This window comes from Chromobacterium sp. Rain0013 (genome assembly GCF_015291765.1).
In the GTDB taxonomy this organism is placed as follows: domain Bacteria; phylum Pseudomonadota; class Gammaproteobacteria; order Burkholderiales; family Chromobacteriaceae; genus Chromobacterium; species Chromobacterium haemolyticum.
This window is the reverse complement of sequence record NZ_CP031514.1, coordinates 4,108,603-4,120,608: the sequence shown is the minus strand read 5'-3', so window position 1 is coordinate 4,120,608 and position 12,006 is coordinate 4,108,603. Positions and strand designations below refer to the sequence as shown.

Here is a 12,006-nt window from a genome sequence, read left to right as displayed (position 1 = left end):
GCCGTCGCGCTGGACTCCATACACCGCTTGCGATGGTGTTTCTAGGCCCCTTGGGTGGTTTCTGCCGTGCGCGATGCGCGGCATAGATACCACTATGGAACCAATTCTAGATATGTCAAATGACTTTTTGAGGAAGAATCAGATTGACGCGGCAATGCGGCCGACCCGCGGCTAAGCCGGGCTCGGACAAACAAGGCGGAAGCGGCCGCGGCTGGCGCCGGGGTGAGATCCCGGGCGGGTGCGGCTTTGGGCGTCAATCGTAACTGCGCGGCCGTCTCAGGGGCGAGAGGCGTTGATCCAGGCGTCGTGCGGGTAGCTGGCGGAATCCAGGCCCAATTCTGACGAAAAGGTGATGTGACAGTGACGTCCTGCTGCATGGACCGCAATCACGGTAAAAGTGATCGCGGCGCTATCGTGTTGTTCGGCGATGTAATCGCCTGGTTTGAGTTCATTGACTCGCAAATGTTGCTCCAGGGCATGACCGCGATAGCGGATCATGCCGGCAGATCAACGGCGTCGGTTGTGATGCGGACGAGGAGTGCCGCCGCCGGCCGGCGCCGTCGGATGACGGAAATTGATGCGGCCCTTGGTCAAGTCGTAGGGCGACATCTCTACAGTGACGCGGTCGCCTACCAGAACGCGAATACGGTGCATCTTCATCTTGCCCGAGCCATAGGCCAGGATTTCGACGTTGTTGTCCAGGCGCACGCGGAAGCGGGACTCAGGCAACATCTCAATGACAACACCTTCCAGTTCGATCATGTCTTCTTTGGACATTACGATTCCTTTCTAATACGGTAGGCCAACAGCCACAGCGGCAGTCACGTGGACTGCCGCGAGCGGGTGCTATTGGCGCGTCTATTCGGTAACCAAGCTAGGGAGGGGCTGGCTTCACAGGCAGCCCTCAGGCAAGGCGGAGCGTCCAGCAGGCAGCTGCCGGAACGATCAGAAAATCTGAGGCGAACGGTATTATATATCTAACGCACTGATTTGTCAGAAAAATACAAGGATTTTTCCGGCAATGGCCGAATCAGGCGCGGCGAAGAGGCGGTTTTCACAAAAAAATCAGGGAGATGGATTTATCCGCCGCCGCCGCCGCAGTGTTGAAAATCTGATCGGCAAGCCGGTTTCTTCGCCTTGGCGGCATGGCGTCTGTTCAGCGTCTCGCCCTGGCCCGCGAGACTTTGAACAGGCTCTCAGGGGCGGGGCGGGGCCAAACCGCCGTTTTTGACCAGTTCTGCGAATTCGTCTTCCGGCAGCGGCCGTGCGTAGAGAAAGCCTTGGCCGTGTTCGCAGCCGGCGTCCAGCAGGAAACGCCGCTGAGCCTCGTTCTCCACGCCTTCCGCCACCAAGCCGAGACGCAGGGTTTTGGCCAGCGAGATGATGGCCAGGCTGATGCTGGCCTCGTGTTCGTGGTCCGGCAGGCCGCGCACCAGGGACTGGTCGATTTTCAGCGTTTGCACCGGCAGTTGGCGCAAGTAGCTGAGCGAGGAGTAGCCGGTGCCGAAATCGTCGATGGACAGACCAACCCCCAGCTGGCGCAGTTCGCGCAGTACTTTCAGATGCGCGTCCGGATTGCTCATCACGAAGCGTTCCGTGATTTCCAGTTCGATCTGCCTCGGCGGAATCCGGCAGTCGCGCAGCGCCTGTTTCAGCGTTTGCAGGATGGGGGCGCGCTGGATTTGCGCCCCGGCGATATTGAGGCTGAGCACGCCCGGAGAGATGCCGGCATCCTGCCAGCGGCGCAAGATGCCGCAGGCGTGGCGGATCAGCCAGCTGCCGATTGGAATGATCAGGCCGGTTTCCTCCGCCAGCGGAATGAAAGTGTCCGGCCCAATCAGACCCAGGCTTGGGTGTTGCCAGCGCAGCAAGGCCTCGGCGCCGACGAGGGCGCCGCTTTGCAGGTGGTATTTGGGCTGGAACACCAGAAACAGCTCTCGTCTCTCCAGCGCCAGGCGGAGTTCGCGCTCCTGTTCCACCCGTAGCCGCGCGCGCTGGGTCAACTCCTCGGTGTAAAAGCGGAAGGCGCCCTTGCCGTCGTTTTTGGCCTGGTACATGGCGGCGTCGGCGTTGCGCATCAGGGTTTCCGCGTCCTGGCCGTCGCGCGGATAGATGCTGATGCCGACGCTGCAGCCCACTTCCACCTCTTGTTCCTCCAGTTGGAAAGGGCGGGAGCAGGCTTTGACGATTTTATTGGCGATGTCGATGACCGGGTTGTCGGCTTTCTGGTTCTCCAGCAGGATCAGAAACTCGTCGCCGCCGATGCGGGCCACGGTGTCATTGGCGCGCAAGCAGTCCTTGAGGCGGGCCGCCACTTCCACCAGCAGCCGGTCGCCGGCGCCGTGGCCGCGGGTGTCGTTGATCTGCTTGAAGTTGTCCAGGTCGATGAACAGCACCGCCACGCGACGGCGTTCGCGCTTGGCGGTCTGGATGGCATGCTCCAGCCGTGACAGAAACAGCAGCCGGTTGGGCAGGGTGGTCAAGGGGTCGTAATGGGCCAACTGCGCCATTTCGGCGGCGGATTTCTTGATCTGGGCGATATCGGAGAACACGCCGACATAGTTGCGCACCGCGCCGTAGCCGTCGCGCACCGCGGTGACGGTGAGCCAGGCCGGCTCCACGCTGCCGTCCTTGTGCCGATTCCAGATCTCGCCTTGCCAGCGGCCGTGCTCCGTCACGGCCTGCCACAGCCTGCGATAGAAGCCGACGTCGTGGCGGCCGGAATACAATAAGCGCGTGCTTTGCCCCAGAAGATCGGCGCGGGCGTAGCCGGTGAGCGCGCTGAAAGCGGAGTTGACGTCGAGGATGCGCAGGTCGGCGTCGGCGATCATCACGCCCTCCAGCGTGTGCTCGTAGACCGCCGCGGCTTGTTGCAGGGTCTGCTCGCGGAGCTTGAATTCGCTGATGTCCTGCAAGGTGCCGCTCAGGCGGAGGACGCGGCCGCGGTCATCCTGTTCCAGCGCGATGTGATGGCGCACGTAGCGGTTGCCGCCGTCCGGCAGCAGGATGCGATGGTCCAGTTGAGCGGTTTCGCGCCGGCGCAATACGTGGCGCAGGCAGCGGCGCAGCGGAGGCCAGTCGCCGGGCGGCAGCAGCGCGGGCAATTGAGTCAGCGGCGGGGGAGGCCGCGCAGGGTCCAGCCGCCACAGTTGATACAGCTCGTCGGACCAATGCGGCGCGGAGTCGCCGCGCCGCCATTCCCAATGGCCGACGCGCGCCTGGGCCAACGCCTCGCTCTGGCGGCGTTGGGCGTCGCTGTGGTGCTGGCTGCGATCCAGGAAGTTGGACAACATGTCCGCCACCGATTGCAGCATGTGTTGTTCTATCCACAGCCAGCTGTGGGGGGCCGGCGCGCTGACCGCCAGCACGCCGCGCCAGCATTGGCGAGGCCGCAGCGTGGCTAGCAGCGCGCTCTGGCCGTTGTCGCCCAGCAACTGTCGCAGCACGTCGGCGGCTTCCGGAGCGTCGGCGCTGTCGTTCAGTTGCAACGTGCGCTGCTGGCCCAGTTGTTGTTCCAGCCAGTAGAGCTTGGAACGAGGAATGACCGGCGATTCGGCCGGAGGGCCGGCTCCTCGCGCTTCGCGCCGCCACTCGCGGGCGATGCGCACTTGCTTGCCGTCGACATCGAGCAGGGCCAACAGGCAATGGTCCGCGCCGAGGAAGCGGCCCACGCGCTCCAGCAGGCCGCTCATGCGCGCCCACAGCGGTTCGGCCGGCTGGCTGGCCAGTTCCGCGGACAGGCCGGCCAGTTGCGCGAGGATGTCCAGATGGCGTGTCAGCAATTGTTCGGAGGTGAGCCGGTCGGTGGCGTCGTGAAAGGTCAGCAACAGGCAGTCATGATCATCCGCCCGCAACGGCCGCGCGCGGATGTCGGCATGGCCGACTTCGCCTCCCGGCCGACGCAGCGGGGTCGCGGCGATTTGGCTGGGCTTGTCCTTGGGCAAGGCCAGCAACGGACGCAACGCTTCGGTCAGCCCGCTGCCGGGCGCCAGCGCGGAGAGTGCGACAGGATAGGCGGGGGCGTCGGCGAGGCCCAGCCACTCCATCAGCGCGGCGTTGGCGTACAGCACTTGCTGGCCTGCAGGCTCTAGCAGCAGCACGCCGTCTTCCAATTGTTCCAGCATGGCCTGAGCCGGCGACAGCGGCTTGGCGGAGGAGGGCTGCGCCGGCTGCAGCAGTTGCCGTCCCAGATTGTGAGTCATGTCCGTCAGCATCTGCCGCGCCTGCCGTCCGGCGGCGCTGTCCTGAGGCAGGAAGGGTTGGGCGGCCAGCGCGGACAAGATCTGCGCTTCGCCGATGGCGTGGCGCAGCGCGTAATCGCGCAGTTGTTCCAGTTGGCGTAACAAGCTGTCCAGCGACGCGCCAGCGGAGAAGGCGGCGTCGTAGCGATTCAGCAGATCGCGCAGACGGCGCTGGTGTTTGCCGGCGGCGGACCTGCTGTCGGCGGCTGGTTTCTTGGTCGTCGGCATGAAGTCTCTTTTTGCGCTCGAGCCCGCTGCGGGCGCGCTCAGGTCTTGTTTAATTGTTAGGCATGGATTGCAAAAAGGCCAACTACTTAATAGCAATATGAGTCATTCATAAAAACCCTCGGACGCCTTTAGGCATGTCGTCGGGCGCGACGGAGCGCGGGCATGTCCGGGCCCGACGCGCAGAGGCGTTGCCGACGGGGGTTATGAACGTCGGAGCTGGCCTGCCAGAACGCCGACGCGCGCCAGCGCCGCCAGATAGCGTTCGTCCAGCGGATAGCAGCAGGACAGCCGCAGGGCGTTGGGATAGCGGCCGCTGGGGGAGTACAGCGGGCCGGGCATGATGCTGATTTTCTCCGCGATGGCGGCATGGAACAGCGCCACCGCGTCGATGTCCTCGGGCAGCTCCACCCAGATCAGAAAGCCGCCGGAAGGCGCCGTGGCGTGAGTGCCGGCCGGGAAGTGGCGCGCGATCATGCCGCGCACCTTCTCCACGTGGGCGGCGTAGCGCCGCTTCAGCGCGCGCAGATGATGGTCGTAGCCGCCGGACTCCAGGAAGGCGCCCAGGGTTTCCGCCAGCACCGCCGGCTCCGCCACGGAGGAGGCGAACTTGAGCTGGCGCAACGTGTGACCGAAACGGCCCCCTTCCATCCAGCCGATGCGGAAATCCGGCGCCAGCGTCTTGGTGTAGCTGGAGCAGACGATGACCCAGCCTTCGTCGTCGAAGGCCTTGACCGCCGGCGCCAGGGTGTCGCCGAACTGTAGCTCGGCGTACAAGGCGTCCTCGATCAGCGGCACCTGGTGGCGAGTGATCAGCCTCGCCAGCCGCTTCTTGGCTTCCAGAGGCATGGTCGCGCCCAGCGGGTTGTGCACATTGGGCATTGCCACCAGCGCGTTGATGCGTTTTTCCGCCAGCAAGAGCTCCACCGCGTCGATGGACAGGCCGGTTTGCGGATCGGTGGGAATTTCCACCGTTTTCAGACCCAGGCTGGCGATGAGCGGCAGCAGGTTGAAATAGGTGGGCGATTCCAGCCCCACTGTGTCGCCGGGCCGGGTGACCGCGCGCAGCGCCAATTGCAGCGCTTCCATGCAGCCGTGGGTGAGCACGATGTCCTGAGCCTGCAGGGTCATGCCCAGTTCCAGGCCGCGGCGCGCGATCTGGGTGCGCAGCCGCAAGGAGCCCGGCGGCAGCGCGTAACGGCTGACCATGCCGGGTTGGCGGCGCAGTATCTGCCCCATCAGCCGGCCCAGTTTGCTGCCGGGATAGAAGTCTCCTCCATGCGGACAGGCCAGCGCCAGGTCGATGTAGTCCTCGTTCTGCTGCGCCTCCAGCACGGTGTCGATCAGGCCCAGGACCTGTGGGCGGGTGGGCGCGGCGGGGCTGCTGAGGGTGGCCGCCGGCCGAGCCGGCGACGGCAGCCGCGCCCGCACGTAGTAGCCGGATTGCGGCCGGGCCTCGATCAAGCCGCGATCTTCCAGCACCCGGTAGGCGGCCACCACGGTGTTCAGGCTGAGCTGGCGGCTTTGCGAGGTGCGCCGCACCGACGGCAATTTGGCGCCGGGCGGCAGCGTGCCGCGCTTGATGGCCAGCGACAGATCGTCGGCCAGTTGCTGATACAGCGTGGGGGCTTGGGGGGCGACAATGGGTTCCATGAGGACAGCTTGCCGCGCTTGGGCGACGGTAGACAGACACAGTACCCATGATAGGCGATGGTGACAGTTTGAGGAAATGCTGCGCTGTCACCACTGCGAAAGGTGACAGCTGCGGCTGTTGGCGTTGCGAGCCGCTGCGTAGCATGGATTGGGAAAACGGGGCCGCGTTGGCCCCTTGTATCGCCATGCCGCGTCGATGGACGGCGCGGAGCAAGTGAAAGAGAAGCCCGCCATGCCTGAATTCGCCCTATTGTCCTACGTAGCGGTGATGTCCATCACCCCCGGCCCCAATAATCTGATGTTGACCGCGTCCGGGGTCAATTTCGGTTTTCGCCGCACCATTCCTCACATGCTGGGCATCAGCCTGGGTTGCGCCTTCCAAGTGTTCCTGGTGGGCAGCCTGTTGTCGCTGTTGCTGGACGGCATCCAGGCCGCGCGCTTGCCGCTGGCCTTGATGGGGTGCGCCTATCTATTGTGGCTGTCCTGGAAGATCGCCCGCGCCGGCCAACCTGAGGCGGGCGCGGCGGCGCGGCCGCTGGGTTTTGTCGGCGCGGCGCTGTTTCAATGGTTGAACCCCAAGGCCTGGGTGATGGTGATCAACGCCGCCATCCTGTTCATGCCGGCTGCGGACGGTCAGCGCTGGCTGGGCGCGGCCATGCTGGCGGCGGTGTTCGCCGTGGTCAACCTGCCGTGCATCGGCGTCTGGGCCTGGGCCGGCGAACGTTTGCGTGCTTGGCTCGCCAGCCCGCGCGCCTTGTTGGGTTTTAATCTGAGCATGGGGGTATTGATGGCCGCCACCGCGCTGTGGTTGCTGTACGACGAGTTCCAGCCGCACGGTCCGGCCAGGGCCGCCGAGATCGCGGCCGCGCCGGCTGCTCCGCAAGCGGTGGGCACGATGTCCGTATTTGACAGTGGCTTGTCCGTAATCAGCGTTAAATAAAGGCGCGCGAGTCCGTAGCATTCGGGCTGTGTTGTGTTCAACAGCGTCCAGCCTGGACGCGAGGGAGAAACCGCCATGAAGAAAACCGCCTTGTTGGTGATTGACGCACAAGAATCATTCCGTCATCGCCCGTATTGGAACGAGGACGAGGTCTCGGCTTTTCAGGACAAACTGCAGCAATTGATCGCCGGCGCGGAGGCGCTTGGCGCGCCGGTGATCAACATTCTGCACGAAGACGGCGACGAGGTCTTTTCCGCCGCGTCCGGCCTGGTGCGGCCGCTGGAGTGGCTGCGTCACCGTCCGGCTGCCACCTTCGTCAAACACGTGCACAACGCTTTGACGGATTCCGGCTTGCAGCCCTGGCTTATTCGCCACGGCATCCAGCGTTTGATCGTGTCCGGCATCCGCACCGAGCAATGCTGCGAAACCACCACCCGGGTGGCGTCCGACCTGGGCTACGAAGTGGACTTCGTCACCGAGGCCACGTTGACGTTTGCGATGACTCATCCGCATAGCGGCCAGGTTTTCAGCCCGGCGGAGATTCGCGCCAAGACCGAACTGGTGCTGGCCGGCCGTTTCGCCGACATTGTCAGCGTGGAACAGGCGCTGGCCAAGTTGGCGCGCTGAATCGAGGGTATTTGACCATCGCCATTGCAACTATCTGATGTTAGAACCTGTTTGCGATCTGCTGCGCGTTGGCATACGGCGTTAAAAACAGCTTCGAAATGCTCATGTACCGTGTGTACACTCCGCTTTCTCAGCCGTTTTCGCCTTGTCTCGCTCTTGCTCTCGAGATCGTGAACAGGCTCGTAGTGTGAGGCGAGATACAAAATGAATGCGGCGGGCGGGGCCCGCCGCGCAGCCATGGGAGAATTGCATGCGGTCCATCCTTCCGCCCGACGACATGCCGGCCTATCGTTTGCTGACCGGCCCGGACGACGCCGGCTTCTGCCGTCGCGTCAGCGAGGCGCTGGCTTTGGGGTACCGGCTGCACGGTTCGCCGGCGGCAACCTTCAACGGCGAGCGCGTCATCGTCGCTCAGGCGGTGGTGTGGCCGGGTGCGTTGGCGCAAGGAGACGACGATGCCGTGGAGTGATTTGCTGCAGGCGCTGGCCATCGTGCTGGTGTGGGGCGTCAACTTCGTGGTGATCAAATGGGGCGTGTCCGATGTGCCGCCCTTGTTGCTGGGCGGCCTGCGCTTCTGCCTGGCCGCGGTGCCGGCTGTGTTCTTCGTCCGCAGGCCGTCGCTGCCGTGGCGCTATCTGTTGCTTTACGGTCTGTGCGTGGGCGTCGGCCAGTTCGCCTGCCTGTTCACCGCCATCAAGCTGGGCATGCCGGCCGGCCTGGCCTCGGTGGTGCTGCAATCACAGGCTTTCTTCACCTTGATCCTGGCCGGCTTGTGGCTGCGCGAGCGTTGGCAGGCCAGCCAGATGGCCGGCTTGCTGCTGGCCCTGTGCGGTTTGGCGCTGATCGGCCTGAGCAAGGGCGGCAGCATGACGGCGGTGGGTCTGGGGCTGACCATCGCCGCCGCCTTCAGCTGGGCGCTGTCCAATGTGGTGGTGCGGCAGATGGGCCGCGCCGGCTACCGCGTGCAGCCGTTGGGACTGGTGGTGTGGTCCAGCCTGGTGCCGCCGATTCCGTTCTTCCTGCTGTCCTGGTGGCTGGAGGGGGGCGAGCGCATCGCCGCCGCTCTGGGGCATTTCACGCCGCAGGCCTGGTTCGCGGTGGCCTATCTGGCCTTTGTCGCCACTTTGTTCGGTTACGGCTTGTGGAGCCGATTGCTGTCGCGCCACCCGGCCGGCAAGGTGGCGCCGTTTTCGCTGCTGGTGCCGGTGGTGGGCGTGTTGGCGTCCGGTGTGTTGCTGGACGAGCGCTTGAGCGCGCTGCAAGCCGCCGGCAGCTTGCTGCTGCTGGCCGGCTTGGCGGTCAACGTGTTCGGCGCGCGCTGGCTGGCGCGCTTGCGCGGGGGGGAGGCGACGCGTGGCGCTTGATATCTTTTTCGTGTTGCCGCCCAATCTGCTGCTGGTGGATCTGGCCGGCCCGGCCGACGCTTTCCGCATCGCCGCGCAACTGGGGGCGTCGTTTCGATCACACTTCATCGCGCCGGTATCCGGCGTGCCCACCTCGCTGGGCCTGAGCCTTGAGGGCGCCTCGCCATTGCCTGAGGTTCTGCCCGACGAGGCGCTGGTGGTGATCAGCGGCGCCGCCCATTCGATCGAGGCTTACGCGCGGCCAGAGGCGCGCGAGATCGTGCGTTGGCTGCGTCGCAAGGTGGACCCCAGCCGCCAGCGCGTGGCCAGCATTTGCTCCGGCAGCCTGCTGACGGCGGAAGCCGGTTTGCTGGACGGCCGTCAGTGCACCACTCACCACACTCTGCTGCAGCGTTTGCAGCAACTCGCGCCGCAGGCCAGGGTGCAGCAGAACCGCGTATTCGTGCAGGACGGGCCGATCAGCAGCAGCGCCGGCATCACCGCCGGCGTGGACTTGGCTCTGCAACTGATCGCGCAGCTCGCCGGGCCGTCGTTGGCGCGCGATGTGGCGCGCCACATGGTGGTGTATTTCCGCCGTTCCGCCGGCGACCCGGAGTTGTCGCCGTGGCTGACGCACCGCAACCATTTGCACCCGGCGGTGCACAAGGCGCAGGACTTGATCGCCGCTGATCCGGCCCGCGCCTGGAGGGTGGAGGACTTGGCCGGCCAGGTGCACGTCAGCGCCAGGCATTTGTCGCGCTTGTTCCGCGAGCACGCCGGCGTATCGGTGCACGACTATCACACCGGGCTGCGGCTGGCGCTGGCCAGTCAATGGCGCGGCGCGGGGCTGTCCAAGGAGAAGGCCGCGCTGGCTGCCGGGTTTTCCTCTGCGCGGCAGTTGAACCGGGCCGGCGTAGGCGCTTGCTGACGCGATCGGGATTTTGTTTTTATTCAAGTTTTGCATAGGAATGCCGATGTTGCGGTTGACGTTCGCTTAGATCGCTTCATAATTCCAGCAACATCCAACGGTATTTGCCATGAAAACGATTCCCAGTATTGCCTGCTTTCTGTCCGTCTTGCTGGGCTTGTCCGCCTGCGCCACCGCCGAGCGTTCGCCGCAGGCCGCCGAAGCGCCGCGAGCCGCCGCGGGAATGACGCCGAGCGGCGTCGGTTTCGTCGGCCCGGGCATTGAAACCGAGGCCCCCAAGGTGGTGGTCAAGGAAGTGAACCCCTATCAGCCCATCGTGGTGCGGGTGGTGGGCAGCGGCGCGGCGCCGTACACCTCCAGCCTGACGCCGTCGCAGCGCAAACTGCTGGCCCTGCGTGCCGCCCGGCTGGATGCTTTCCGAGCCATCGCCGAACAGGTACAGGGCATGAAGCTGGTGGGCAACAGCTCGGTATCGAACATGATCGCCAACAGCGACAGCTTCCGTACTTACGTGGATGCCTACCTGCGCGGGGTGAACATCGTTTCCAACAGCATGAAGCCGGACGGCACCAGCGAGGCCGTGGCCGAAATCACGCTGGATCAGGATTTCTACAAGCAGTTCCGCCAAGCGCTGGACAAGACCGGCAGCGTGATGAAGGCTTCGCAGGAAAACGCCACGTCCGGCCTGCAGTGCGCCGAGGGCAATTGCGGCGCGGCGCGCTACAACAGCAACTACTACATGGCTCAATGATGCGGTTTCGTTTCCGTACCCTGTTGGCCGCCGCGTTTGCGGCGGCTTTTGTTTGTCCGGCCGGCGCCGAGATCATGCGCGCCGAAGGGGTGGCTTCGCTGGACAACGGCGTCGCCGCCGCGCGCGAGCAGGCGTTGCAGGACGCGCTCAAGATGGTGGCGCTGCGCCAGGGCGCGCGAGTAGAGGCTTCGCAGGGGCTGGATTACGGTAAAAGCAGCGAGTCCGGCTCGCTGACGCCGTTGGCGCCGGCGCAGGGCGCGGTCAAAGTGACGCAGGAATTCCAGCAGGGCAAGCTCTACCATGTATTGGTGGAGGTGGACACCGGCAAGCCCTCCGGCGCCGCGCGCGGCAAGGAGCCCGCCTGCGCGATGCCGCCGGGCCGCAGCCTGCGTCGCAAGATCGTCACCACTTATTTCCAGGTGGACCGGCCGGCGGAGGCGTCCGACATGCCGGAGCTGGCCACCGGGCTGCCCACCGAGCTGTCGCGGCGTCTGGGCGCCAACCGCATGTACAGCCTGCTGGACGCCAACACAGTGTCGGTGCTGCCGGATTCGCGCGTGGCCGAACCGGCCGCCGGCGCGGAGATCGCCCGACGCATCGGCCAATCCGAAGACGCACAGTTTGTGGTGGCCGGGCGGGTGCTCGCCACCGGCGCCACCGCCAAGGGGCTGCGCAAATCCCTCTACGAGTCCAATAACACCAGTCAGCAGGGAACCTTCTACAACGGGCCGTTCGCCGGCCTGTTTGGCGGCGGGGTCAAGTACGTGCCCACTGAGCGCCAGTTCGACGCCGAAGTCTGGGTTTACGACGCGCTGACCGGCGCGCTGCTGGCCAGAGACCGGGTGTCGGAACTGGCCAAGGGCGACGTGACGCCCAATCCGCCGCGGCCGTTTGCCTCGGCGGCGTTCTGGCAGAGCGATTACGGCCAGGCGGTGAACCGGGCGCTGGATCAGGCGGTGAGCCGGATTGGAGACGTGATCTCTTGCATTCCGTTCTCCGCCCGCATCGTCAAACTGGTCGACGCGCGTCAGGTGTATATCAACGCCGGCTCGCTGGACGGCGTTGCGGTCGGCGACAAATTCCTGGTCTACCAGCGCAAGAGCGCGCAACCGGTGCGGGATCTGATCTCCGGGCGCGAGCTGGGCGTGCCGGAGACCTTGGCCGGCGATGTCATCATCAGTCAGGTGCAGCCTAATTTCGCCGTCGGCGCGGTGCAGTCGCAGGGCAAGGTGAGCGAAGGGGACTACGTGCGCTTCATGCCGCGGCGTTGACGCGGACCCGGCGCGTGTCGCGCCGTC

11 protein-coding genes are annotated in these 12,006 nt (G+C 65.2%); 7 read left to right on the top strand and 4 right to left on the bottom strand.

Going from position 1 to position 12,006, the window contains the following annotated elements:
* Positions 1-276 precede the first annotated feature (276 nt).
* From DXT74_RS18735 to DXT74_RS18720, 4 genes are all read right to left on the bottom strand, one after another.
* On the bottom strand, positions 277-462 hold the full coding sequence (locus DXT74_RS18735; RefSeq protein WP_143330311.1) for a hypothetical protein: 186 nt from the start codon (positions 460-462) through the stop codon (positions 277-279).
* A gap of 45 nt (positions 463-507) precedes the next feature.
* Complete coding sequence (gene infA / locus DXT74_RS18730) at positions 508-777, bottom strand: translation initiation factor IF-1 (protein WP_019104365.1); 270 nt, start codon at positions 775-777, stop codon at positions 508-510.
* Positions 778-1,196: 419 nt separating this feature from the next.
* Positions 1,197-4,469, bottom strand: a complete 3,273-nt coding sequence (locus DXT74_RS18725; protein WP_194426736.1) for an EAL domain-containing protein — start codon at positions 4,467-4,469, stop codon at positions 1,197-1,199.
* A 201-nt stretch (positions 4,470-4,670) separates the two neighbouring features.
* Positions 4,671-6,119, bottom strand: coding sequence for a PLP-dependent aminotransferase family protein (locus DXT74_RS18720; RefSeq protein ID WP_043633861.1), 1,449 nt, complete (start codon positions 6,117-6,119; stop codon positions 4,671-4,673).
* Positions 6,120-6,351: 232 nt separating this feature from the next.
* Here DXT74_RS18720 and DXT74_RS18715 point away from each other — a divergent pair, with 232 nt between their 5' ends.
* The 7 genes from DXT74_RS18715 (at position 6,352) to DXT74_RS18685 (ending at position 11,979) form a co-directional block, all read left to right on the top strand.
* The gene (locus tag DXT74_RS18715) at positions 6,352-7,059 is read left to right on the top strand and encodes a LysE family translocator (protein ID WP_114154499.1); all 708 of its coding nucleotides are present in this window, start codon (positions 6,352-6,354) and stop codon (positions 7,057-7,059) included.
* Positions 7,060-7,134: 75 nt separating this feature from the next.
* The gene (locus tag DXT74_RS18710) at positions 7,135-7,686 is read left to right on the top strand and encodes an isochorismatase family protein (protein WP_194426735.1); all 552 of its coding nucleotides are present in this window, start codon (positions 7,135-7,137) and stop codon (positions 7,684-7,686) included.
* Between the two features lie 277 nt (positions 7,687-7,963).
* Positions 7,964-8,155 (top strand): DUF1737 domain-containing protein, encoded by a 192-nt coding sequence (locus DXT74_RS18705; RefSeq protein WP_196783919.1) that lies wholly within the window; start codon positions 7,964-7,966, stop codon positions 8,153-8,155.
* Entirely contained in the window at positions 8,142-9,050 is a 909-nt protein-coding gene (locus DXT74_RS18700; RefSeq protein WP_043633852.1) for an EamA family transporter, read from the top strand. Before DXT74_RS18705 ends, DXT74_RS18700 begins: the two co-directional genes overlap by 14 nt.
* Positions 9,040-9,957 carry a GlxA family transcriptional regulator gene (locus DXT74_RS18695; protein ID WP_114154445.1) on the top strand — a complete coding sequence of 306 codons (918 nt, stop codon included), beginning with the start codon at positions 9,040-9,042 and terminating at the stop codon, positions 9,955-9,957. Before DXT74_RS18700 ends, DXT74_RS18695 begins: the two co-directional genes overlap by 11 nt.
* A 109-nt stretch (positions 9,958-10,066) precedes the next feature.
* Positions 10,067-10,708: an LPP20 family lipoprotein gene (locus DXT74_RS18690; protein WP_043633845.1), complete on the top strand. Its 642-nt coding sequence runs from the start codon at positions 10,067-10,069 to the stop codon at positions 10,706-10,708.
* Positions 10,708-11,979, top strand: a complete 1,272-nt coding sequence (locus DXT74_RS18685) for a flagella assembly protein FlgT middle domain-containing protein (RefSeq protein ID WP_114154497.1) — start codon at positions 10,708-10,710, stop codon at positions 11,977-11,979. The genes DXT74_RS18690 and DXT74_RS18685 overlap by 1 nt, the downstream gene beginning before the upstream one ends.
* The last annotated feature ends 27 nt before the right edge of the window (positions 11,980-12,006 follow it).